Origin of the sequence: Maritimibacter sp. HL-12 (assembly GCF_900177545.1) — a bacterium.
Lineage (GTDB): Bacteria > Pseudomonadota > Alphaproteobacteria > Rhodobacterales > Rhodobacteraceae > Sinisalibacter.
Genome location: NZ_FXBQ01000001.1, coordinates 2,925,890 through 2,949,599 on the forward strand (window position 1 = coordinate 2,925,890; position 23,710 = coordinate 2,949,599).

Sequence of the window (23,710 nt, forward strand, 5' to 3'; positions counted from 1 at the left end):
AAGAAACGATGACCGATACCTCAACCAGTACCAGCGCCTTCGATGCCGAGAAGGAAGCGGGCTTCGGCGATTACTTCGCGCTGCTCAAGCCACGGGTGATGTCGCTCGTGGTGTTCACCGCGCTGGTCGGGCTGATCGTCGCGCCGGTGCCGGTGCACCCGGTGGTGGCGCTGGCGGCGATCCTGTTCATCGCGCTCGGCGGCGGGGCTTCGGGCGCGCTCAACATGTGGTGGGACGCCGATATCGACCGGCTGATGCAGCGCACCCGGAAGCGGCCGATTCCGACCGGGAAGGTGGAGGAGGGCGAAGCCTTCGCCATCGGTATCGCGCTGTCGGTCCTTGCGGTTGTGATGCTGTTTCTCGCCGCCAACGCGGTCGCTGCCGGGCTGCTCGCCTTCACCATCTTCTTCTACGTCGTGATCTACACGATGTGGCTCAAGCGCGCGACGCCGCAGAACATCGTGATCGGCGGGGCGGCCGGGGCGTTCCCGCCGATGATCGGCTGGGCCGTGGCCACCGGCGGCATCAGCGTCGAGGCGGTGCTGATGTTCGCCCTCACCTTTGCCTGGACCCCGCCGCATTTCTGGGCGCTCGCGCTCTTCGTGAAAAACGACTATGCCAAGGCGGAGGTGCCGATGCTGACGGTCACCCATGGCCGCGCGATCACCCGCCGCCATATTCTCGGCTATACCCTCGCGCTCGCCGTCGTGGCGCTGGCGCTGGGGCTGACCTCGATCGGCGGGCCGATCTACATGGCTGTCGCGCTGGTTCTGAACGTGATGTTCATCAAGGGTGCCTTCGCGATCGCGCGGCGCGACGATGCCGCCTGCGAGGCCGACAATCACCTCGCCGAGCGCCGGTTCTTCAAGCTGTCGCTGGCATACCTGTTCCTCCATTTCGGGGCATTGCTGGTCGAGGCCACGCTCGCTCCGCTTGGCTTGGGGGGCTGGTAGAATGGCAACTCAGATCCGCGCCGAACACGAATTGCACCGCCGCCGGTTGAGCCGCAATGTCGGGCTCGGGGTGGCGCTTGTGCTCTTCGTCGCGCTGGTGTTCGGGCTGACCATCGCCAAGGTCGGCACCGACCCGACGGACGACCTTGGCGTGCCCGGAACGGAGGCCAGCCAATGAGCTTGAGCGCACTTCAGAAAACCGCCGTCAAGGCCGTCGGCGTCGTTGTTTTCATGGGCGCGCTGGCTTGGGCGGCGGTGCCGATGTATGACTGGTTCTGCCGTGTCACCGGCTATGGCGGCACCACCAATGCCGCGGTTTCGGCCTCTGACAAGGTGCTCGACAAGACCATCAAGATCCGCTTCGACGCCTCGCTCGAACGCGACATGCCTTGGGAATTCAAGCCGATGCAAAAGCACATGGAGGTGCGCATCGGCGAGACCGGGCTGGCCTTCTACGAGGCCTACAACCCCTCCGACGTGCCGGTTGCGGGAACCGCGAGCTACAACGTCGCCCCGTTCTCGGCGGGCTCCTACTTCACCAAGATCGATTGTTTCTGCTTCACCGAGCAGGTGCTGCAACCCGGCGAACGGGTGGTGATGCCGGTGACATTCTACGTCGATCCCGAGATCGTCGGGGACGTCGAGGCCAAGTACGCCAAGTCGATCACGCTGTCCTACACCTTCCACCAGACGGAGCTGCCCGAGGAATTCGCCGGGCTCGCGCAGGAAGAGGCAGCGGAGCAGGCGACGAACTAGGACAAGGAAATATCCGGGCGCGCGGGCGAAGCCCGCCAGCCCCAACAGGAGAACCGGAAGGTCAGGGACGGAAAACATGGCTCACGCGAAAAACCACGACTACCACATTCTGCCGCCGTCGATGCACCCGTTGCTGGCGTCAATCGGTGCGTTCATCATGCTGTTCGGCGCGGTGCTCTGGATGCAGGGGATCACACCGTGGATGTTCGGCGTCGGGCTCCTGATCGTGCTCTACGTCATGTACGCCTGGTGGGCCGACGTGGTCGACGAGGCGCAGACCGGCGATCACACCCCGGTGGTGCGGATCGGCCTGCGCTATGGCTTCATCCTGTTCATCATGTCGGAAGTGATGTTCTTCCTCGCGTGGTTCTGGAGCTTCTTCAAGCACGCGCTCTATCCGATGACCGAGGGCTCGCCGGCTGTCGATGGCGTCTGGCCGCCGGCCGGGATCGAAACCTTCGATCCCTGGCACCTGCCGCTGATCAACACGCTGATCCTGCTGCTCTCCGGTGCCGCGGTAACCTGGGCGCACCACGCGCTTGTGCATGAGAACAACCGCAAGGACCTGATCAACGGCTTGATCATCGCGATCATCCTCGGGGTGCTGTTCACCTTCTTCCAGGCCTATGAATACAGCCACGCCGCCTTTGGCCTGTCGGGCAACATCTACGGCGCGAACTTCTTCATGGCGACGGGCTTCCACGGCTTCCACGTCATCATCGGCACGATGTTCCTCTTTGTTTGCCTCCTGCGCGCGATCAAGGGGCACTTCACCCCCGAGCATCATGTCGGGTTCGAGGCCGCGGCCTGGTACTGGCACTTCGTCGACGTGGTCTGGCTTTTCCTCTTCGCCTCGATCTACGTCTGGGGCGCCTGAACCGGGCTTGCGCCCCGGGGCGCGATCTGAGAACACCGAGGGCGCGGGGGGCAACTCCCGCGCCCTTCGTTTCGGGAGCATCCATGACACGCCAGATCCTTGCCGGTCTCTTGCTGCTCGCCGGTCTCGCGGTGCTCGTCGGGCTGGGCATCTGGCAGGTGCAACGGCTGGCGTGGAAACAGGGCGTGATCGCGGAAATCGAGGCGGTGATCCATGCCGAACCGACGGCGCTTCCGGCGACGCCGGACCCCCAGGCCGACCGCTACCAGCCGGTGCGGGTGACCGGGCGTTTCGAGGCGGATGAGCTTTTCGTACTGGTCTCCTCGCGCGATCTCGGTGCCGGGTTCCGGATCATCGCGCCGTTCGTCACCGACGAGGGCCGGCGGATCATGGTCGACCGTGGATTCGTGCCCACCGAGATGCGCGACGCGCCGCGCGGGGACGGGGAGGCAACCGAGGTGATCGGCAACCTGCACTGGCCCGATGACCGCACCAGCGCGACGCCGGACAACGACGTGGCGGGCAACTGGTGGTATGCCCGCGATGTCGAGATGATGGCGGCGGAACTGGGCACCGAGCCGGTACTTGTGATCGCCCGCGCAGCGACCGGGCCGGGCATCCTGCCGATGCCGGTGAGCACCGCGGCGATCCCGAACCGTCATCTGGAATATGCGCTGACATGGTTCGCGCTCGCGGGGACATGGGTGGTGATGACAGGCTTCGCGCTTTGGCGTATACGGCGCCGGACAAAGTGATCGGATGCCCCGGAGCGAGCCGGGGCGGGGCCGGTTTCTTGAAAGGGATCGACGCGGAGAGCATGTGGTCTCCGATCCCGGTTTCCGCTGGGGAACCGTTTCGGTTTCTTTCGGGAAAACCGGGCCAGACAAAGGACGTGAGCGGATGAAATACGTATCGACCCGGGGCAGCGCGCCGAAACTGAGCTTCGAGGAAGCGATGCTGACCGGGCTTGCGCGCGACGGCGGGCTCTACGTGCCACAACGCGTGGCCGAGCGGCGGCACGACGAGATCGAGGCCTTGCCGGGGATGAGCTACGAGGAGGTTGCCTACTGGGTGATCAAGCCCTTCGTCGGCGAAAGCTTCGGCGACGCGGAGCTGCGTGATATCATTTCGCGTGCCTACGCCGGTTTCGGCCACGCCGCCCGCGCGCCGCTGGTGCAGCTTGGCCCCAACCACTTCCTGCTCGAGCTGTTCCACGGGCCGACGCTGGCGTTCAAGGATTTCGCCATGCAGCTCATCGGCCAGATGTTCCAGACCGCGCTCGCGCGCCGGGGCGAGCGGATCTGTATCGTCGGCGCCACTTCGGGCGACACCGGCTCGGCCGCGATCGAGGCCTTCCGCGGGCTTGACAACGTCGATGTCTTCATCCTGTTTCCCGATGGCCGGGTGTCGGACGTGCAGCGTCGCCAGATGACCACGCCGACCGAAGCCAACGTGCATGCGCTGGCGATCGACGGCACCTTCGACGACGCCCAGGCCCGGCTGAAGGACATGTTCAACCATTTCGAGTTCCGTGACGCGGTGAAGCTCGCGGGCGTGAACTCGATCAACTGGGCGCGGGTGCTGGCGCAGGTGGTCTACTACTTCACCGCCGCCGCCTCGCTCGGCGGGCCGCTGCGGCCGGTGAGCTTCACCGTGCCAACGGGCAATTTCGGCGATATCTTCGCCGGCTATATCGCCCGCAAGATGGGTCTTCCGATCGAGAAACTGGTGATCGCCACCAACCAGAACGACATCCTGCATCGCACGCTTGAGACCGGGGCCTATACCACGTCGCAGGTGGTGCCGTCGCTGTCGCCGTCGATGGATATCCAGGTCTCGTCCAACTTCGAACGGGTGCTGTTCGACGCCTACGGCCGCGACGGTTCGACCGTGGCCGACCAGATGGCCGATCTCGCGCGCGGCGGCTTCACCATAAGCCAGGGCGCGATCGACTACCTGCGCGCGCAGTTCACCTCCGGCCGCGCCTCGGAAGAGGAAACCCTGGCGACGATCCGCGAGATCTTCGAGACCACCGGCGAAGTGCTTTGTCCGCATACCGCCGTGGGGGTGAAGGTGGCTTCCGCGCACCTCGGCACCACGCCAATGATCACGCTCGCCACCGCCCATCCGGCGAAGTTTCCCGACGCGGTGAAACAGGCCTGCGGGCAGGATGCGCCGCTGCCGCCGCGCATGGCCGATCTGTTCGAGAGGCCCGAACGGATGACGCATGTGCCCAACGATCTGGCCGCGCTGGAAGCCCTGATCCGGCAGCGGGTGGGCGCATGATCCGGCTCGACACCCTCGCCAACGGCGTGCGCGTCGTCACCGAGCACATGCCGGGGCTGGAATCGGCGTCGCTCGGGGTCTGGATCGCGGCGGGCACCCGCCACGAGCACGCCCGGGAAAACGGCATCGCGCATTTCCTAGAACACATGGCGTTCAAGGGCACGAAGCGGCGCAGCGCGCTGCAGATCGCCGAGGAAATCGAAGATGTCGGCGGCTATCTCAACGCCTATACTTCGCGCGAGGTCACCGCCTACTACGGCCGCGTGCTGAAGCAGGACGTGCCGCTCGCGCTCGACGTGATCGCCGACATCGTGCTTAACCCGGTGTTCGACCCGCGCGAGATCGAGGTGGAACGCGGCGTGATCCTGCAAGAGATCGGCCAGGCGCTCGACACCCCCGACGACGTGATCTTCGATTGGTTGCAGGAAGTGGCCTTCCCCGACCAGCCGATGGGCCGGTCGATCCTCGGCCCCGCCGAGCGGGTGCGCGGCTTCTCCCGCGACGATCTCGCGCGTTTCGTTGCGAAGCATTACACGCCCGAACGGATGATCCTGTCGGCTGCCGGGGCGGTGGATCACGACGAGATCATGCGCCTCGCCGAGGCCGCCTTCGGCCACCTCACGCCGAGCGGCGGCGAGATCTACGAACCGGCCGGCTTCATCGGCGGCGAGCGGCGCGAACTCAAGACGCTTGAGCAAGTGCATTTCACCCTCGGCCTCGAAGGCCCGGCTTACGGCGACGCCGCGATCTACACCGCGCAGGTCTATGCCGGGGCGCTTGGCGGGGGGATGTCGTCGCGGCTGTTCCAGGAGGCGCGCGAGAAGCGCGGGCTTTGCTACACGATCTACGCCGCCGCCGGTGCCTATTCCGACACCGGCATGCTCACGATTTACGCCGGCACCGGGCCCGACGAGATCGAGGGCCTGGCCTTGCTCACGATCGACGAGCTGCGCCGCGCTGCCGACGACATGAACGTGGCGGAGGTTGACCGCGCCCGCGCCCAGATGAAGGCGGGGCTGTTGATGGGGCTCGAAGGCGCTTCGGCCCGGGCCGAGCGCCTGGCCCGGCAGGTGGCGATCTGGAACCGGGTGATCCCGCTGGAGGAAACCGTCGAGAAGATTGACGCCGTCGATCTTGCAGGCGTGCGCGAGTTCGCCGAAACCATGGCGGTGCAGACCAAGTCGGCCCTCGCGCTCTACGGTCCGGCCGAGGCCGCGCCCGGGCTGGAGGCCCTGCGCGAAAGGCTCGCCGCGTGATGTTCGGTCGGACGCAAAAGGTCCGGATCGAAACCGCGCGCATGAGCTTGCGACCGCCGCAGCACGGCGATTATCACGCATGGTGCAACCTGCGCGCCGAGAGCCGCGCGTTCCTGGCACCGTGGGAGCCAAGCTGGGCCGCCGACCATCTCAGCCGCAAGAATTTCACCAACCGGGTCTACTGGTCGTCGCGCGCGATCGCGCAGGGCACGGCCCTGCCGCTCCTCTTGATGCGTCGCGACGATGGTGCCCTGCTTGGCGCGCTCACCCTCGACAACATCCGCCGTGGCCCGGCGCAGGCGGCCACCGCGGGCTACTGGATCGGTGCGCCCTTCGCCCGGCATGGCTACATGCGCGAGGCGATCGAGGCGGCGGTGCATTACGCGTTTACCACGCTCGATCTTTCCCGCATCGAGGCCGGCTGCCTGCCGGAAAACGCCGCGTCGCGCGGGGTGCTTGAAAAGGTCGGGTTCAAATACGAGGGCGTGGCGCAAAGCTATCTGCAGATCAACGGCCGCTGGCGCAACCATGTGCTCTACGCCAATCTGCGCGCCGACCGGCGTGGGCGGACCGAGGCGGGCTGAGCACGGGGGCGGGTGTCGGCGCACCATCCGCCCGAAAATTGCGCGGACATGGTCACGCGGGCGTGAGGCCAGGGCTCGCAGGCTTGTGGTAGGATGTGGCGATCACCGGAGGCCCGCCATGATCCGTATTGTGTTCGCGCTGCTCATCCTTGCCCTGCCTGCCGCCGCGCAAGAGCGCATCCCCTCGCATTGCCTTGCGCTCGCGGGCGAGATCCCGGGGGCCAGTTATGTGCACCTTGCCGCCTGGAGCGATCCGCTGCCCGCCGGCGAGGTGCGGATTTCCTATATCGACCACGCCTCCTTCCTGATCCAGACCGAAGACGGTCTGGCGGCGGTGACTGATTTCACCGGCAACCTCGGCGGGGCCGATCTGGTGCCCGACGTGGTGACGATGAACAATGCCCATATCACCCACTTCACCCATGCTCCCGATCCGCGCATCGCCCATGTGCTGGAGGGCTGGTCTGCCGGTGGCGCGGCGGCGGAGCATCGGCTCGATCTGGGCGGCATGCTGGTGCGCAACGTGCCCACCGATCTGCGTGGGCGTGGTGGCGGCGTGGTGGAGAACGGCAACTCGATCTTTGTTTTCGAGGCGGCGGGGCTCTGCATCGGCCACCTCGGCCACCTGCACCACGAGCCCGATCCGGCCCAATACGCCGCGATCGGGCGGCTCGACGTGGTGATGGCCGCCGTCGATGGCGGGATCACCCTCGACACCGCCTCGATGATCCGGGTGATGCAGCGTTTCAAGGCGCGGGTGGTTCTGCCGATGCACTGGTTCGGCCGCAGCACGCTCGGCCGCTTCCTCGATGGCATGTCGGGCGAGTTCGACGTGGTGGAAACGGGGATGCGCGAGATCACCCTCTCGCTCGACAAGCTGCCCGCGCGGCCAACGGTGATGGTGCTGGAGCCGGGACGGCTCGACTGACTTGCGCGGGGCGCGAAACGGTGCATGCTCGCGTCCATGACGACGCCCCCGCTCACCCCCGCCGATGACGCCTTCGCCGCCCGCCTGCGCGCGGCGGGCCTGCCCGACGATGCCTTTCGCCCGGTAGAGCCGCGCTATCTCGAGGAAGGGCGCGGTATCCTGCACGGGCGCGCGGGGCTGGTCGTCGCGCCGCGCAGCACCGAAGAGGTCGCCACGGTGATCCGGATGGCGCACGAGGCGCGGGTGGGCGTGGTGCCCTACGGCGGCGGCACCGGGTTGGTGGGCGGGCAGGTCTGCCCCGATGGTCCCGCGCCGCTGGTGCTCTCGCTGGAGCGGATGCGCGCGATCCGGGGCGTCTGGCCGGAGGAGAACGTAGCCGTGGTCGAGGCCGGGGCGGTGCTCGCCGAGGTGCAGGCGGCGGCCGAGGCCGTGGACCGTCTGTTCCCGCTCTCGCTCGCCTCCGAAGGCACCGCGCGGATCGGCGGTGTGCTCGCCACCAACGCGGGCGGCGTGAACGTGCTGCGCTACGGCAACGCGCGCGAATTGTGCCTCGGGATCGAGGCGGTGCTGCCCGACGGCTCGGTGATGCACGGGCTGAAGCGGCTGCGCAAAGACAACACCGGCTACGATCTGCGCGGGCTGCTGATCGGGGCCGAGGGCACGCTCGGGGTGATCACCGCGGCATCGCTCAGGCTGTTCCCCCGGCCCGCACGCGAGGGGGCCGCGCTGATGGTGGTCGAAAGCCCGCGCGCGGCGCTCGATTTGCTGGCGCTCGCGGGCGCGCGGATCGGCGCGGGGGTGAGCGCCTTCGAACTGATCTCGGGGCAGGGCATGGGCTTTCTCGCCGAGACCGGTTGCACCGCCCGCGCGCCCTTCGCCGATATCCCCGACTGGGCGGTGCTGATCGACCTCGGGCTGGGGCCGGGGGACGACCCCGAGGCGGCGCTGGCCGATCTGTTCGAGGCGGGGGCCGCGGCGGGGCTGGTGTCGGACGGGGTGATCGCCCATTCGCAAGCCCAGCGCGCCGGGCTCTGGGCGATGCGCGAGCAGATCCCCGAGGCCAACAAGCGGGTGGGCGCGATCGGCTCGCACGACATTTCGCTGCCGCTCTCGGCGATCCCGGACTTCCTCGTGGAAGCGGGCGCGGCGGTGGCCCGGCTCGGACCATACCGCGTCAACGCCTTCGGCCACCTCGGCGACGGCAACCTGCATTACAACGTCTTCCCGCCCGAGGGGGCACTCATGGCCGACTTTCCCGGCGCGCGCGACGAGGTGGCGCGGACGGTGCACGATCTGGTTGCGCAGCATGACGGCTCGTTCTCCGCCGAACACGGCGTCGGCCGCTTCAAGGCCGACGATCTCGCCCGCTACGGCGATCCCGCCCGGCTCGCGGCGATGCGCGCGATCAAGACGGCGCTCGACCCGGCAGGGATCATGAACCCGGGGGCTGTGTTGGGGTAGGGGGAGGGGCAGGGTTGCCGTTGCTTGTGCGGGCAATCAATGACCGCCGCCAGCCCTTTGGAGACGGTAGCGGCTGCGCGTTATGCACGTGCGGCACTCTACAGGGACGGCGGGAAGCGGGCTTTCGCTGCGGGTGCGGGAAATTCAAGATCATGTCCCCAAAGCCGACTTTGGTTGTATCGTCCGGCTACGGCGCCTCTTAGGCGTCCTCGCAAGCTAGTCAGTCCTGTTCGTCATTGGGTCAAATCCGATATGAGAGCCTATCGCAACGATCTCCGATTTAGCTGGTGTAACCACGATCATTTTCGTTTACCCAGTTCGCAATTCCCCGCAAAGGAAAACCGATGTTCGATACTCCTCTGAACCACTTCAAGTCAGTCTTTGCGCATCAGTTTTTTGTTGCACCGTCCGACCGCAATTACTTTTTCGCGAGATTTGCAAAGACCTGCGGCATTAATGAAGAATTCTGGTGGCAAGCTCTCCAAACAATTGAAAAGCTCTTGAAGGCTGGACTTGTTCTCAATGGGGTGTCGGTGAAGAACGGATATGGCCACGACATTAAAAAGCTATGGGAGAAACACAAGGAGGTATTCGGAGACTTAGCAGTAACTAACCTAACAAGACCGGAAAAACTTGCTGAAAGCTTCTGGACCGATCGCCCTCTTGAAAGGTTTATTACTAGAGTGAACGAGATGGGACATCCCGATAGCCGTTACGGGCTTCTCTCCTACAGCAACGAAAACGATGACATGTTCAAATTCGATCAACTTGCCTTTGAACTCCGTCGAAGGACAATTGGCTTAGACTGGATCATCGGCGAAGACTTTCCAGACGACGGGCTAGCCGCATTCTATGGGCAACCCTACCGTAATTTTGTCGCGCAACACCCAGAACATCAAATTCGATCTATGAAGTCACCGACAGGCTCAATCGGCGTGATAGGCGCAGACCTAGAGGATGTTATTCATTCTTGGAATTTCTCCTATTTTCGAAGCGATGCCGATTTGGAACGGCCAACACCTCCAACGGTCGCACCCGCAATGGCCGGGTTTGGTAACTCCTACCTTTACCTCCTCTGGGAAGGGATAAATGACGCGGAGGTCACTGACCTTGCAAGGGAACAAATTAAATGGCTGCTGAGAAATATCCAGATTGGACGAAACGCCGAAAGTGAATTCGAAAGGATACTGGCAGTGGATCGCGAAAACTGAGGTAATGCTTCACTGACCACCGAAGTAAGCTTTGGGGAGGCTGCAAGGCAGCGACGGAGGTAATGATGAAAGTCCGCAAAGGGCCGAGCACGTTCTGAGGGACGAACACGTTTCGCATCTTTGCAGCGGCAGCTCCCTGCGCATAGTTGCCATCCAAGCACCACGCGGCATTCGTCACTTTGGCTCCCCACCAAAAAAACCCGCCCCGCCGCGGGTGACGGCGGGGCGGGCCACGTGGGTAAACGTGTGCACAAGCAGCGGCCTGCTCCTACAGGCCAAGCCCGGTCTAGCGCGGAAAGGTTAACGCAAGGTTCACGCGCCCTCGAATTCGCACAGAACATGCACGTCGAGGCCCATTTCCTCGAGCAGCGCGCGGCCGCCAAGCTCGGGCAGGTCGACGATGAAGGCGCAGCCGACGATCTCGCCGCCGAGCCGTTCGATCAGCTTGATCCCGGCCGCCGCCGTGCCGCCGGTGGCGAGAAGGTCATCGACCACCAGCACCCGCTCGCCGGGCTGGATCGCGTCGTCGTGAATCTCCATTACCGCCTCGCCGTATTCGAGCTGGTAGGCCTCGGAGAGCACCGCGCCGGGCAGCTTTCCCTTCTTGCGGATCGGCACGAAGCCAAGCGTGAGCTGGTGGGCGATGGCACCGCCGATGATGAAGCCGCGCGCCTCCAACCCCACCACCTTGTCGATGCGCTGACCGGCGTAGGGGTGCAGCATCTGGTCGATCGTCATCCGAAAGCCGCGCGGGCTGGCGAACAGCGTGGTGACATCGCGAAACATGATCCCTTCGTGGGGGAAATCGACGATGGTGCGGATATAGTCCTTGACGTCATTCATGGCGGGCTCACTCGGTGTTGCGGAGGCTGTAGATCGAAACGGCGTGCTTCGGCGCGTCGGCGAGGGCGAAGGCGAAGGGCCGGGCGCGGCGGGCATGGGGCACGACGTCAGTTCCTTGTGTAATGGCGGCGCAGCGCCATGATGTCTTGCGGTGCGAGCTCGGTCGCGGTGTTGGTGTCCTGGTCGAGCACCGAAACCCCGCGATAGGCGGGGCCCTTGATCTCGGTCATCAGCCCCATCGCCTGCGTCAGTTCCTCGAGCATCACGCTTTCGTAGGCGCGGGTTTCCAGCGTGGTCGAGAAAACCACGGCGGCGCGGGTGATGAAGCCGGTGTCGGGGTTGAACAACACCCGGGTGGACGCGCCGCCGAGGCGCGCGCCATCGACCCCCTCGATGCCGGTGCCGGCGATCGGCTGGCCGCGGGCGATATCGAGAAAGAAGATCTCGATCTCGGCGGGCGCATCCCCTTCGACGCGGGCGAGGCGAAAGCCGGCCTCGGCATCGTTGAGGGCCTGCAGCGCACGTTCCAGCGCGGCACCTGCGCGCAGTTTCGGACGCCCGAGAAAGGCATCGTCGATCTGCCGGAGCGCCACCCGGACCGGGCGCGAGGCATCCCAGCGCACGAAGGGCTTCCCGCAGTCGCCGCCGGGCGGCGCGGCGCAGGCGACGGCGCGGTAGAAATCCTCGTCCGAGAGCCGCCCGGGCGCTTCGATATGGTCTTGCGCCCCGGCCGGAAGCGGCAGGGCTGCAAGCAGGAGAGGCGCAAGTGCTCTCACAGAACCCGGCCTGCCACCGCGTCGAGCCGGGCGACGAGCGCCGGGTCGCGCCGGTCGGGGGCGGTCATGATGGCGTGGTCGAGGGCGCGATCGCAGCCGTGCGGGCAGGCCGGGTGCGCGGCACCGAGCATCGCGGGAAGCCGCGCGACGAGGGCGCGGGCATGTGCGGCATTGGCACCGAGGGTGGCGATGATATCGGATATCTCGACCGCGCCGTGATCGGGGTGCCAACTGTCGTAATCGGTGACCATCGCCACCGAGGCATAGCAGATCTCGGCCTCGCGGGCGAGCTTGGCTTCGGGCATGTTGGTCATCCCGATCACGTCGGCCCCCCATTGCTCGCGGTAGAGCCGCGATTCCGCAAGGGTCGAGAATTGCGGGCCTTCCATCGCAAGATAGGTGCCGCCCATGTGCACGCGGACCCCCTCGGCGGCCTCGAAACAGGCGCGCGAGAGATCGGGGCAGGTTGGATGGGCGAGGCTCACATGGGCCACGCAGCCGCTGGCGAAAAAGCTCTTCTCGCGGGCGAAAGTGCGGTCGATGAACTGGTCGACGATGACGAAATCGCCCGGTGCCATGTCTTCGCGGAACGAGCCACAGGCGGAAACCGAGACGAGATCGGTGACGCCGAGGCGCTTCATCGCGTCGATATTGGCGCGGTAGGGCACGGTGGAGGGCGCGTGCACATGGCCGCGTCCGTGGCGGGGCAGGAAGGCCATTTTCACCCCGTCGAGCCGTCCGGTGAGGATCGCGTCGGAGGGTGGCCCCCAGGGGGTTTCGACGGCGATCCAGTCCGCCGCTTCGAGCCCGTCGATCTCGTAGAGGCCCGAGCCGCCGATGACGCCGATCACCCGTTCCATGCCGTTCTCCTTTAAGGCCAGTATCGAGGATGCAAAAGCAGCGCGCGAATGCAACGTCAAAGCGCCGTGCGGGGGGAGACGAATGGCCGCGTGGGGGGCGCGGGCAAGGATGGTCGGGCATTTTTGCGAGGGGCCTTCGAGAGATCGCGGGCCGGCCTCAATCGTCGGGACGGGTGAGTTCGAAATAGTCGCGCACGATGGTATAGTCGCGGTAGCCCAGCCGGGCGACGAGGCCGAAGTGGGCGATGTCGAACTTGCCATCGACAAGGCAGTCGTCGCGCAGGTGCACGCCGACGACGTCGCCGAAGACCACGTAATTGGCGTCGCCCTTGAGCTTGACCACCTGGGTCATCCGGCATTCGAGCGCGGCGGGGGAGAGGGCAACGCGCGAGCAGGCGATTTCCTTGCAGGCCGCCTTGGTCACGCGGGCGGCGGCGAACTCGTCGGTGCGCGCGGGGAAGGCGGCGGAGGAGGCGTTCATTTCGTGCATCGCCTCTTCTTCGACCACGTTGATGCAGAACACGCCGGTCTGCTCGATGTTGCCAAGGGTGTCCTTGCCGCGCAGCCGGTCGGGCTTGTCACCGGTGGTCGAAAACATCACCTGCGGTGGAACGTAGGCGGCACCGTTGAAGAAGCTGTAGGGGGCGAGATTGTCGTGGCCGTCGCTGCCACGGGTGGAGATCCAGGCAATCGGGCGCGGCGCGATGATCGCGTTGAACGGGTTGTGTGGCAGGCCGTGGCCGTCTTCTGGGCGGTAGAACATCCGGTTTCCTTTTTCCCGAGCTCCTCGCGAAAACCTGCGACAGAGGTTGTCGTGAAACGCGCGCGTGCTCCTGTGTCTTGTCGCGCGTCAAGTGTTCCGGTTCAAAAACAAGTCGACGCGCATTTGGTTTTGCGGACGTGATAGAGCACCGCCGCGATGGCGGGAAGGGGGTGGCAGGGGCGCACGCTGGAAAACCGCAGGGTGCCATGTTATGGGCTGCGCCGGAAAGTGGCGGCCGGTTTTTCGGGCAGCCCGGGTTTCGCCCGGGCGGTGCATGACGGGGAGACCGCGATCGGCTGCAAAAAACAAGGCCCGCGGGCAGGCATGCCGGGGCAGGGACCGGCGCGGCGCGCGCGGGTGAGGGGCGGGCAGTGTTTACGCTGAGCGAGGAAAAACCGGACGACTGGTGGGAAGTCGAGGCGCTCTATGACCTGTGCTTTGCACCGGGGCGCGAGGCGCTTTCGTCCTACCGGCTGCGCGACGGGATCGACCCGGTGGCCGGGCTCTCGCTGGTGGCGCGCGACGATGACGCGATTCTCGCGGGCGCGATCAGGTTCTGGCCGGTGCTTGTGGGCGATGCGCCCGCGCTGCTTCTCGGACCGGTCGCGGTGCACCCGACGCGGCAAGGCGAAGGCCTTGGCGGCTTTCTGATCCGCGAAAGCCTTGCGCTGGCCAAGCCGCTGGGCTGGGCGCGCGTGATGCTGGTGGGCGACCGGCCCTATTACGGGCGGTTCGGCTTCGAGCGGCTCGACGATGTGATCATGCCGCCGCCGACCAACCCCGAGCGGGTGCTGGGCGCGGCCCTCGCACCCGGCGCATGGGAGGGCGTGACCGGCCCGGTGCGCCGCTTCACGGAGGGCTGAACAGCGCGCGGCTCTGTGGCGCGCCGGTTTGGGCCTTCGTCCTGTTCCTGGGCCAGACCGGCGCCAGGGCCACGATCAGCGCGGTGAACACCACCGCACCGAAGCTGAACAGCCCGTAGGCCGCCAGCGCCGCCACCATCCCGCCGCCACCTGCAAGCGCGACCACGGTAGCCCCGGCACCGACCACGAAGCCGACCATCACGAGAATGAGAATCATGCCATCCCTCCGCCAGTTGCCCGGCCAGACTGGCGGCAGAGGTGTTAAGACCGCCCTAACGCGGCCGCGATCAGGCGACGGGCGGGTGCGGCTTGTAGAGGTATTCGATCACTGCCGGGCGTACCGACTGCGCACCCGAGCCGCGGGCGGTGTCGATCACCTTGCGCAACTCAGCAAGATTTGTTCGCCTGATCAGGTGCTTGACCGGGCCGATCGAGGCCGGACGCATGGAGAGCGTGCGCAGCCCCAAGGCGGCAAAGGTGACCGCCTCGATCGGCCGTCCGGCATCCTCGCCGCAGAAACTGAGCGGGGTTCCGGCCTCGGCGCAGCGCCGCGTGATCATCTCGATCAGGTTGAGGAAGGACACGTTGAGCGTGTCGTAGCGCCGCCGCACGCGCTCGTTTTCACGGTCGGCGGCGAAGAAGAACTGCTTGAGATCGTTGCCGCCGATCGAGATGAAATCGGCGTCCTTGTAGAACTGCGCGGGCGAGAAGGCGAGCGAGGGGGTTTCCAGCATCGCGCCGATCTTGATCTCGGTGGGCAGGATATGGCCCACGCGCCGTTCGCGTTCGATCTCGCCGATCAGAAGCTCGCGGGCGTCCTGGAACTCCTGCAATTGCGCGATGAAGGGAAACATCACCGTGAGTTGGCGCCCAGCCGCCGCGCGGATCAGGGCCTGAAGCTGCATCCGCATGACACCGGGCTTGTCCAGCCCGACGCGGATCGCGCGCCAGCCGAGCGCGGGGTTGGGCTCGTCCTGCGGCTTCATGTAGGGCAGCACCTTGTCGGAGCCGATATCCAGCGTGCGGAACACCACCTGCTTGTCGCCGGCCCGGTCGAGCACCCGCGAATAGAGCTGCGCCAGTTCGCCCCGGCGCGGCACCCGCGACTGGGTGAGGAATTGCAGCTCGGTGCGGAACAGCCCGACGCCCTCGGCACCGGAGCTTTCGAGGCTCGGCAGATCGGCCATCAGACCGGCGTTCATTGTCAGCCGAACCCGCACACCGTCGTCGCTTTCTGCGGGCTTGTCGCGCAGCGACACGTAGCGTTCCTGCTGTGCCGCCTCCATCGCCATCTTGTCGCGGAAACTGTCGACGACGGCATCTTCCGGGCGCAGGTGCACCACGCCGTGCTCGCCGTCGACGAGGATGAGATCGCCGTTCAGCGCCTCGGTTGTGATCGGCCCGGCGTGCACGATCAGCGGGATCGCCCAGGCCCGGGCCACGATCGCGGCATGGCTGGCTACCGAACCCTCTTCGAGCACCACGCCGCGCAGCTTGCGGCCGTATTCCAGAAGCTCGCCGGGGCCGATGTTGGCGGCGACGAGGATCGGGTCTTCGGGCATTTCGGCACCGGTTTCCTTGCCTTGCCCGGTGAGGATGCGCAACAGACGGTTCGACAGGTCGTTGAGGTCGTGCAGGCGTTCGCGCAGGTAGGGATCGGGCACCTGGCTCATCCGGGCGCGCGCGGCGGTCTGTTCCTTTTCCACCGCCGCGGCCGCCGAAAGGCCGCGCGAGATGTCTTCTTCCATCCGCCGCCGCCAGCCGCGCGAGTTGGCGAACATCCGGTAAGCCTCCAGCACCTGCATCTGTTCCTTGTCGGCACCGTCGGCGGTGGCGAGCAACTCGTCGACTGAAACCCGCAGCGACTCGATCGCGGCTTCCAGCTTCTTCAACTCCTCTGCCGGATCATCGGCAATCGGGTTGGTGACCACGACGCGTGGCTCGTGCAGCCAGACATGGCCCATGGCGCTGCCTTCCTGGCCGATGCCGCCCTTGAAGGTGGCCGGGCGCTGGTGCAGCGCCGCAAGCGCCGCGCCCTCGCCGACGAAGGCACCCAGCTCGGTCATCTCGGCGATGACCATGGCCACCACCTCCATGCCGTAGATCTCGTCTTCGGAGAAGGCGCGCGCCTCTTTCGACTGGACCACGAGCACGCCGAGCGCTTCACCGAGGCGCTGGATCGGGACGCCGAGGAAGGAGGAGAAAACCTCCTCGCCGGTCTCGGCCATGTAGCGAAATCCCTTCTCGGCCGGGGCATCGGCGGTGTTGATCGGGCGCTTGGTGCGGGCGATGCGGCCCACGAGCCCTTCGCCGACGCGCATCCGGGTCTTGTGCACGGCCTCCGGGTTCAGGCCCTCGGTGGCGCTGAGCTCCAGCGTTTCGGCGTCGCGGAACAGGTAGATCGAGCAAACCTCGAGCCCCATCGAATCGGCAATGATCGTGGTGATCCGGTCGAGCCGTTCCTGCCCGGCCGAATCCTTCGCAAGCGTCGCCTTCAGACGGCCAAGCAGTTTGCGGCTGTCGCTTTCGCCGGGGTTCACGATGCTATTCCCTGTCGGTCTCGTCACGACAGACTAGGGGGGGCGGCGGGATTTGCCAACCAGCCGATTCCCCCTCTGCGCGAGCGCCCGCCGAGGTGATCATTCAACTGGCTTGCCGCAGGTCGTGCGCCTGCAAACGTGGCGCTGCGGCGATGGGCTGGCCTCAGCCCTTCTCCAGTTCGAAGGCGTCGTGCAGGGCCTGAACCGCGAGTTCCATGTACTTGCGGTCGATCAGCACCGAGATCTTGATCTCGGATGTGGTGATGACCTTGATGTTGATCCCCTCGCGGGCGAGCACCTCGAACATCTTCGCGGCGATCCCGGCCTGGCTGCGCATGCCGATGCCGACGATCGACACCTTGGCCACGTCGGTGTCGGCGACGAGATCATGGTAGTTGATCTGCCCCGCCGTCTTGGCCTCCTGCAGCGCCTTCTCGGCCCGCGCGACCTGCCCCACCGGGCAGGAGAAGGTCATATCGGTGCGGCCTTCCTCGGAGATGTTCTGCACGATCATGTCGACGTTGATCCCGGCTTCGGAGAGCGGGGTGAAGATCGCGCTGGCGATCCCGGGGCGGTCGGCCACGGAGATCAGCGTCATCTTGGCCTCGTCGCGGCTGTAGGCCACGCCGGATACGGCATTCTGTTCCACGATTTCCTCCTCGTCGCAGACAAGCGTGCCTGCCTCAGGGTCATATTCGCCGAAGCTCGACAACACGCGCAGCTTCACCTTGTAACGCATCGCCAGTTCGACCGAGCGGGTTTGCAGCACCTTGGCCCCGAGCGAGGCCAGTTCGAGCATTTCCTCGAAGGCGATCTTGTCGAGCTTGCGGGCCTTGTCCGCAATTCGCGGATCGGTGGTATAGACGCCATCGACATCGGTGTAGATGTCGCAACGTTCGGCATCGAAAGCGGCGGCGAAGGCCACCGCGGTGGTGTCGGAGCCGCCCCGGCCCAGCGTGGTGATCCGGCCCTCGGGGCTCACGCCCTGGAACCCGGCGACCACGGCCACCTTCATGCCCTCGGCGAATTTCGCCATGATGTTGGTTTGCGGGATGTCCTCGATCCGGGCGGCGGAATGCGTTCCGGTGGTTTTCACCGGCACCTGCCAGCCCTGCCAGGAGCGCGCGGGGATATCCATCTCCTGAAGCCTCAGCGCCATCAGCCCGGCGGTGACGTTCTCGCCCGATGACACCACCGCGTCGTATTCGCGCGCGTCGTAGAGCGGCGAGGTTTCCTCGACCCAGCCGACGAGTTCGTTGGTCTTGCCCGACATCGCCGAGACGATCACGATCACGTCGTAGCCATTGGCCACCTCGCGCGCGACGCGCTTCGAGGCCCGGGCGATCCGGTCGAGCGTGGCCACCGAGGTGCCACCGAATTTCATCACCAGAATGGGCATGGAAACCGGCTCCCGTTGCAATCCTGCGCCTGATAGGGCCAGCGTTGACAAAGCGCAAGGGGCGGGTGAGGTCCGGCCAGGCCGCTTCAGTTGGTCTTGCGGGTGGGGGTGAAGGGCAGGGGGGCGACCGGCACGCCGTCCTCGATCAGCGCGATCGCCTCCTCGGGCTTTGCTTCGCCGTAGATCGGGCGTTTCGGCGCGTCGCCACCGTGGATCGCGCGGGCTTCCTGCGCGAAGCCAAGGCCGACGTATTCGCCTTCGGTCTCGACCTTGCGCTTGAGCGCGGCGATCGCCTTCTCGCGTTCGGTGTCCGGGGATAGCCGGGCCGGGGGCTGGGCGCGGGCAGGGCGCACATCCGGGGTCATCAGCGATTTCTCGATCCGGTCGGTGCCGCACCTTGGGCAACGCAACCGTCCGTCGGCCGCCAGCGCATCAAAGGCGTCGGCGTTTCTGAACCAGCTTTCAAAGCTGTGCCCTTCCGGGCATTTCAGGGTATAGCGGATCATCTGGTTATCCAGGCAGGTCGTGCGATCATGCAGGCAGGACCGCCACCCGCGCAACCGTTTTCAATGCGCATGGGCGCGCGGGTCGAAATGCCTGACCATCTGGCGCAGCTCGGGTTCCTGCAACAGCGACGCGGCGCGTTTGCGGCTGACCCAACGGCGCTTGCGCTCGGCTTTCTCCGGCCATTCCTTGTGCACCTTCTTCACCTTCAGCGGGAACATCGCCACGACGATCGGCAGGTTGTCGCCTTCGAGCAGCTTCTGATAGGCGTAAAACCCTGCCGCGACATGCGATGGCGTGCCGGTTACGCCCGCCTCTTCCCAGGCCTCGGTGGCCGCGGCCTCCGCCGGGGTGGCTCCGTGCATTGGCCAGCCCTTGGGCAGGATCCAGCGCCCGGTGCCGCGCGAGGTGATCAGCAGGATCTCGACCTTGCCATCGTTCAGGCGCCACGGAATCGCGCCGAACTGGCTGCGCACCTCTCGCTTGACGGCGCCTGCGAGCCGCATCGGGTGTTGTCTGAGGTTGAGCGCAACCACGCTGCCGGTCCTTCGATCAATTCGCCTGTTGACGGGGTTCGCCATGGGCGCCCCGCTGTTATTCCTTCCTCTGAAGATAGCGTTTTTGGCGCTAAACTCAAAGAAAAACCGGTGTTTTGAAGTCGAGCGCCGCTGCGAGGCCCGGAGCCAAACCTAGCTGCGCTGGCCCGAGAAGCGGTCGTGCCAGGCTTCGCGGTCATCGTCGATGATCTTGGCGAACAGAACCTCCGGCACCTCGAATCCGTGGCCCGGTTCGAGCGCCGCGAGCGCGGCTGCGAGATCGTCCGGCCAATCAGCGTTTTCGGTCCTGAGGGCCGCCAGCGTCGTTGCTGCGGCGTCGGGGATGAACGGGGCCGAGAGCACCGCGTAGACCCGGATCAGGTTGAGCATCAGCCGGATGATCGCGGCGGCGCGCTCGGGGTCTTCCTTGTAGACCGACCACGGCGCGGCACCTTGCAGGTATTCGTTGCCCACCGCCCAGATCGCGCGCAACTCGGTGGCCGATTTGCGCACCTCCATGGCGTCCATCAGGCGGGCATACTCGGCGATGCGGCGCGAAAGATCGGCGATCAGCGCCGTCTCCACCGGGCCGTTCTCGCCGCCCGCGGGCACCTCTTCGCCGAACTTCGAGCGGCAGAACTTGGTGACGCGGCTGACGAAATTGCCCAGCACGTCGGCGAGATCCTTGTTCACGCTGGCCTGGAAGTTTTCCCAGGTGAACTCGCTGTCGGCGTTCTCGGGTGCGTGGCTGAGCAGCCACCAGCGCCAGTAATCGGCGGGCAGGATCGAGAGCGCCTGGTCCATGAACACGCCGCGGCCCTGGCTGGTGGAAAACTGGCCGCCGTCGTAGTTGAGGTAATTGAAGCTCTTGATGTAGTCGACGAGCTTCCATGGCTCGCCCGAGCCCATCAGCGTGGCGGGGAAGGAGAGGGTGTGGAAGGGCACGTTGTCCTTACCCATGAATTGCACATATCGCACATCATTGGCGCCCTTGTCGGTCCGCCACCAGCGTTCCCATGCAGAATCCCCACCTCCCGTGGCCTCGGCCCATTCGGCGGTGGCCGAGATGTATTCGATCGGCGCGTCGAACCACACGTAGAAGACCTTGCCCTCCATCCCCGGCCAGTCCTCGTCGCCGCGCTTCACCGGGATGCCCCAGTCGAGATCGCGGGTGATGCCGCGATCGCGCAGGCCCTCGCCGTCGTTGAGCCACTTCTTCGCGATCGAGGTGGTCAGCACCGGCCAATCCTTCTTGGATTCGATCCAGGCGTTGAGCTTGTCGCGCATCAGCGACTGGCGCAGGAACAGATGCTTGGTCTCGCGCACCTCGAGGTCGGTCGAGCCCGAGATCGCCGAGCGCGGGTTGATCAGGTCGGTCGGGTCGAGCTGCTTGGTGCATTCCTCGCACTGGTCGCCGCGGGCGCGCTCGTAGCCGCAGTTGGGGCAGGTGCCCTCGATGTAGCGATCCGGCAGGAAGCGGCCGTCGGCGACGGAATAGACCTGTTTCTCGCTCACCTCCTCGATCAGCCCGGCATCGGCCAGCTTGCCGGCGAGGTGCTGGGTCAGGCGGTGGTTCTGCGGGCTGGAGGAGCGTCCGAAATGGTCGAACGACAGCCGGAACCCCGCCGCGATCGCGGCCTGTACCTCGTGCATCTCGGCGCAGTAATCGGCCACGTCCTGCCCCGCCTTGGCGGCGGCAAGCTCGGCGGGCGTGCCGTGCTCGTCGGTGGCGCAGATGAACATCACCTCGTGACCGCGCGCGCGCATGTAGCGGGCGTAGAGATCGGCGGGAAGCTGGCTTCCCACGAGATTGCCGAGGTGCTTGATCCCGTTGATGTAGGGCAGCGCGGAGGTGATGAGAATACGGGCCATGAGACGTCCTTGGCTGGTTTTGCCCGCGTTTAACCCAACGCCGGGGCAAACGCCAGCACCGGGCCGGGGCGGTGCCTCTCCCGCCAACCCGCGCCGGCTGCCTCGGCGAACCCGGCTGGCACCAAGGCCCGGGCCCGGGGGGCCGTGCCCCCCGGGCCTGCGCTTATTGTGCCGTGTAGGCCCCGTCGACGAGGTTGTACGAGCCGGTGATGAAGCTGGCGCGCTCCGACAGCAGGAACACCACCAGCGCGGCGACCTCTTCCGACTCGCCGAGCCGCCCGATCGGGTGCGCCCCTGCGAGCATCTTCAGCGTGTCCGCGTCGAGGTTCTTCTCGATCAGCGGGGTCTTGATGAAGCCGGGGCCGACCGAGTTGATGCGGATGCCCTTGGCCGAGTACTCGATCGCCGCGGCCTTGGTCAGCCCCAGCAATGCGTGTTTCGAGGCGACATAGGCCGAGGCGTTGGCAAAGCCGACCGAGCCGAGGATCGAGGCCATGTTGACGATCGCGCCGGCACCGGCCTTTTCCATCACCGGGATGGCGTAGCGCATGCCGTAGAACACGCCGTGCAGGTTCACGTTCATGAGGTTGTGCCAGCCGTCGATGGAAAGCTCGCCGAGCGGCGCTTGCTCACCGCCGATCCCGGCGTTGTTGACGAGCGCGTCGAGCCGACCGGTCTTTTCGACCGCGAAGTCGATCATCGCCTTGACCTCGTCGACCTTGCCCACGTCGACCTTGAAAGGCAAAGCCTTGCCGCCCGCCTTCTCGACCTCGGCGACCTTGGCGGCGATGGCATCATCCTCGAGGTCGGCCACCACCACGGTGGCGCCGGCGGCGGCGAGTTCATCCACCACCGCGGCCCCGATCCCCGATGCGCCGCCGGTTACGATTGCCGTCTTGTCGTCGAATCTCAGGTCCATTTGGGGCCTCCTTTGGTGAATTGTCCTATGGGTCAAATATGGGGGCGACGGACGCTTGCGCACAGGGGGGGAAGCATTGACGATTCCGTGTGTCTGCCTTGCGCCGGGCGCAAGGCCTGTCCGCGCAGAACGGACGCCCCCCGGCACCTCCGCGCGATCGCCCGTGAAGCGTGGCGGCGCGGGCGAAAGTGTGAAATACCGTTTGCAAAGCGCAGCTTTGAACCGAAGGGACCGGCCATGACGGATATCAGCTTGACGAAATCGCGCCTCATCATCCGCAAGGCGCTCGAAGCCGGGCGTGCCCGCGAGATGAAACCGCTCTCGGTCGTCGTGGTCGATGCGGGCGGGCATGTCATCGCGTTCGAACGCTCCGACGGCGCGCCTCCGGGTCGGTTCGAACTGGCGCGCGCCAAGGCCTACGGCGCGGTGATGCTGGGCATGAGCGGCACCGCGCAGCGCGACCGCGCCGAGGCGCAGGCCTACTTCATGGCCGCCGCCAACGGCATCTACGGCGGCCAGCTTGCGCCGGTGCCCGGCGGCATCCTCGTGCGCGACAAGCGCGGTCGGGTGATCGGTGCGGTGGGCGTCACCGGCGACACGTCGGAGAACGATCTTGCCGTCGGGATCGTGGGCATCGAGGCGGCGGGCTTCGCGGCCGAAGGCTGACCCCCCTTTTCCTGCCTGCCCAACCGGCCTATCCTGAAGAAACCAGCGAGGAAAGGAACCAGTGGTGAGTGTGAAGCGGCGTCCGGTGATCGGGATCATCGGCAATTCGGCGTTGATCGGCGGCGATTATCCGGCCCATGCCGGCGGGACGATGAACTCGGCCGCCGTCGCCGAGGTCGCCGGCGGCATGCCTCTGCTGATCCCCGCCGATCCGAATTACGTGAGCGTCGAGGAGTTGATGGAGGTCTGCGACGCCTTCCTGCTCACCGGCGGGCGGCCGAACGTGCACCCGGAGGAATACGGCGAGCCGCCGACCGAGGCGCATGGTGCCTTCGACCGCTGCCGGGACGCGGTGACGCTGCCGCTGGTGCGCGCCTGTGTCGAGCGCGGCCAGCCCTTTTTCGGGATCTGCCGGGGCTTTCAGGAGGTCAACGTCGCAATGGGCGGCACGCTCTACCCGGAGATCCGCGAACTGCCCGGCCGGATGAACCACCGGATGCCCCCGGAAGGCACGCTGGAGGAAAAGTTCGCGGTGCGCCACGCGGTCCATCTGGAGGAAGACGGCGTCTTCCACCGCCTGCTCGGCGCGCGCGACGTGATGACCAACACCCTGCACGGTCAGGGGATCAAGACGGCCGGCAAGCGCGTGGTGATCGACGGCTGGGCCGACGACGGCACGCCGGAAGCGATCTACATCGAGGATGCGCCCGGTTTCGCGCTCGCCGTCCAGTGGCACCCGGAATTCAACGCCGCCAACGACCCGGTCTCGCGGCCGCTGTTCGAGGCGTTCGGCAACGCCGCCCGCGCCTGGGCCGAGGGTGCGCGCCGGGCCCCGTCGCTCAAGGCGGTGTGACCGG

At 66.1% G+C, this 23,710-nt stretch carries 25 protein-coding genes; 14 read left to right on the top strand and 11 right to left on the bottom strand.

What is annotated here, in order from left to right; translation table 11 throughout:
* The first annotated feature begins 8 nt into the window (after nt 1-8).
* From cyoE to B9Y97_RS14520, 11 genes are all read left to right on the top strand, one after another.
* On the top strand, nt 9-953 hold the full coding sequence (cyoE, locus tag B9Y97_RS14475) for a heme o synthase (protein ID WP_085527409.1): 945 nt from the start codon (nt 9-11) through the stop codon (nt 951-953).
* Nucleotide 954: 1 nt separating this feature from the next.
* A complete protein-coding gene (locus B9Y97_RS18185; RefSeq protein ID WP_176224382.1) occupies nt 955-1,131 on the top strand; it encodes a hypothetical protein in 177 nt (58 codons plus the stop codon).
* Entirely contained in the window at nt 1,128-1,709 is a 582-nt protein-coding gene (locus tag B9Y97_RS14480) for a cytochrome c oxidase assembly protein (RefSeq protein WP_085527410.1), read from the top strand. Before B9Y97_RS18185 ends, B9Y97_RS14480 begins: the two co-directional genes overlap by 4 nt.
* A 76-nt stretch (nt 1,710-1,785) precedes the next feature.
* Entirely contained in the window at nt 1,786-2,586 is an 801-nt protein-coding gene (locus B9Y97_RS14485; RefSeq protein ID WP_085527411.1) for a cytochrome c oxidase subunit 3, read from the top strand.
* 83 nt (nt 2,587-2,669) lie between these two features.
* On the top strand, nt 2,670-3,341 hold the full coding sequence (locus B9Y97_RS14490) for an SURF1 family protein (RefSeq protein ID WP_085527412.1): 672 nt from the start codon (nt 2,670-2,672) through the stop codon (nt 3,339-3,341).
* A 145-nt stretch (nt 3,342-3,486) separates the two neighbouring features.
* A complete protein-coding gene (gene thrC, locus B9Y97_RS14495) occupies nt 3,487-4,872 on the top strand; it encodes a threonine synthase (protein ID WP_085527413.1) in 1,386 nt (461 codons plus the stop codon).
* Complete coding sequence (locus tag B9Y97_RS14500; protein WP_085527414.1) at nt 4,869-6,128, top strand: M16 family metallopeptidase; 1,260 nt, start codon at nt 4,869-4,871, stop codon at nt 6,126-6,128. The genes thrC and B9Y97_RS14500 overlap by 4 nt, the downstream gene beginning before the upstream one ends.
* Nucleotides 6,128-6,712, top strand: coding sequence for a GNAT family N-acetyltransferase (locus tag B9Y97_RS14505; protein ID WP_085527415.1), 585 nt, complete (start codon nt 6,128-6,130; stop codon nt 6,710-6,712). Before B9Y97_RS14500 ends, B9Y97_RS14505 begins: the two co-directional genes overlap by 1 nt.
* A gap of 118 nt (nt 6,713-6,830) precedes the next feature.
* Nucleotides 6,831-7,640: an MBL fold metallo-hydrolase gene (locus B9Y97_RS14510; RefSeq protein WP_085527416.1), complete on the top strand. Its 810-nt coding sequence runs from the start codon at nt 6,831-6,833 to the stop codon at nt 7,638-7,640.
* A gap of 36 nt (nt 7,641-7,676) precedes the next feature.
* The gene (locus B9Y97_RS14515; RefSeq protein ID WP_085527417.1) at nt 7,677-9,101 is read left to right on the top strand and encodes an FAD-binding oxidoreductase; all 1,425 of its coding nucleotides are present in this window, start codon (nt 7,677-7,679) and stop codon (nt 9,099-9,101) included.
* A 344-nt stretch (nt 9,102-9,445) separates the two neighbouring features.
* The gene (locus B9Y97_RS14520) at nt 9,446-10,312 is read left to right on the top strand and encodes a HEPN domain-containing protein (protein WP_085527418.1); all 867 of its coding nucleotides are present in this window, start codon (nt 9,446-9,448) and stop codon (nt 10,310-10,312) included.
* A 312-nt stretch (nt 10,313-10,624) separates the two neighbouring features.
* Here the strand turns inward: B9Y97_RS14520 and B9Y97_RS14525 are convergent, their stop codons facing one another.
* From B9Y97_RS14525 to B9Y97_RS14540, 4 genes are all read right to left on the bottom strand, one after another.
* Nucleotides 10,625-11,155, bottom strand: coding sequence for an adenine phosphoribosyltransferase (locus B9Y97_RS14525; RefSeq protein WP_085527419.1), 531 nt, complete (start codon nt 11,153-11,155; stop codon nt 10,625-10,627).
* 107 nt (nt 11,156-11,262) lie between these two features.
* Entirely contained in the window at nt 11,263-11,931 is a 669-nt protein-coding gene (locus tag B9Y97_RS14530) for a DUF2927 domain-containing protein (RefSeq protein ID WP_085527420.1), read from the bottom strand.
* Nucleotides 11,928-12,791 (bottom strand): S-methyl-5'-thioadenosine phosphorylase, encoded by an 864-nt coding sequence (locus B9Y97_RS14535; RefSeq protein ID WP_085527421.1) that lies wholly within the window; start codon nt 12,789-12,791, stop codon nt 11,928-11,930. Before B9Y97_RS14535 ends, B9Y97_RS14530 begins: the two co-directional genes overlap by 4 nt.
* Nucleotides 12,792-12,948: 157 nt before the next feature.
* A complete protein-coding gene (locus B9Y97_RS14540; protein WP_085527422.1) occupies nt 12,949-13,554 on the bottom strand; it encodes a flavin reductase family protein in 606 nt (201 codons plus the stop codon).
* A gap of 371 nt (nt 13,555-13,925) precedes the next feature.
* On the opposite strand from B9Y97_RS14540, the gene B9Y97_RS14545 reads away from it, so the two are divergent.
* Nucleotides 13,926-14,417, top strand: coding sequence for a GNAT family N-acetyltransferase (locus B9Y97_RS14545; RefSeq protein ID WP_085527423.1), 492 nt, complete (start codon nt 13,926-13,928; stop codon nt 14,415-14,417).
* Here the strand turns inward: B9Y97_RS14545 and B9Y97_RS14550 are convergent.
* The 7 genes from B9Y97_RS14550 to B9Y97_RS14580 form a co-directional block, all read right to left on the bottom strand.
* The gene (locus tag B9Y97_RS14550) at nt 14,404-14,634 is read right to left on the bottom strand and encodes a hypothetical protein (RefSeq protein ID WP_085527424.1); all 231 of its coding nucleotides are present in this window, start codon (nt 14,632-14,634) and stop codon (nt 14,404-14,406) included. The genes B9Y97_RS14545 and B9Y97_RS14550 overlap by 14 nt on opposite strands.
* Before the next feature lie 70 nt (nt 14,635-14,704).
* On the bottom strand, nt 14,705-16,960 hold the full coding sequence (ptsP, locus tag B9Y97_RS14555; protein WP_085528283.1) for a phosphoenolpyruvate--protein phosphotransferase: 2,256 nt from the start codon (nt 16,958-16,960) through the stop codon (nt 14,705-14,707).
* Between the two features lie 160 nt (nt 16,961-17,120).
* Nucleotides 17,121-18,356 carry an aspartate kinase gene (locus B9Y97_RS14560; RefSeq protein WP_085527425.1) on the bottom strand — a complete coding sequence of 412 codons (1,236 nt, stop codon included), beginning with the start codon at nt 18,354-18,356 and terminating at the stop codon, nt 17,121-17,123.
* Nucleotides 18,357-18,442: 86 nt separating this feature from the next.
* A complete protein-coding gene (locus B9Y97_RS14565) occupies nt 18,443-18,862 on the bottom strand; it encodes a DUF1178 family protein (protein WP_085527426.1) in 420 nt (139 codons plus the stop codon).
* A gap of 60 nt (nt 18,863-18,922) precedes the next feature.
* On the bottom strand, nt 18,923-19,366 hold the full coding sequence (locus tag B9Y97_RS14570; RefSeq protein ID WP_254900930.1) for an NUDIX hydrolase: 444 nt from the start codon (nt 19,364-19,366) through the stop codon (nt 18,923-18,925).
* A gap of 183 nt (nt 19,367-19,549) precedes the next feature.
* Nucleotides 19,550-21,268 carry a methionine--tRNA ligase gene (gene metG / locus B9Y97_RS14575; protein WP_085527428.1) on the bottom strand — a complete coding sequence of 573 codons (1,719 nt, stop codon included), beginning with the start codon at nt 21,266-21,268 and terminating at the stop codon, nt 19,550-19,552.
* Between the two features lie 163 nt (nt 21,269-21,431).
* Nucleotides 21,432-22,187, bottom strand: a complete 756-nt coding sequence (locus tag B9Y97_RS14580) for an SDR family NAD(P)-dependent oxidoreductase (protein WP_085527429.1) — start codon at nt 22,185-22,187, stop codon at nt 21,432-21,434.
* A 237-nt stretch (nt 22,188-22,424) separates the two neighbouring features.
* On the opposite strand from B9Y97_RS14580, the gene B9Y97_RS14585 reads away from it, so the two are divergent.
* Both B9Y97_RS14585 and B9Y97_RS14590 read left to right on the top strand, forming a co-directional pair.
* Nucleotides 22,425-22,853 (top strand): GlcG/HbpS family heme-binding protein, encoded by a 429-nt coding sequence (locus tag B9Y97_RS14585; RefSeq protein ID WP_085527430.1) that lies wholly within the window; start codon nt 22,425-22,427, stop codon nt 22,851-22,853.
* Between the two features lie 70 nt (nt 22,854-22,923).
* A complete protein-coding gene (locus B9Y97_RS14590) occupies nt 22,924-23,706 on the top strand; it encodes a gamma-glutamyl-gamma-aminobutyrate hydrolase family protein (RefSeq protein WP_085528284.1) in 783 nt (260 codons plus the stop codon).
* Nucleotides 23,707-23,710 lie beyond the last annotated feature (4 nt).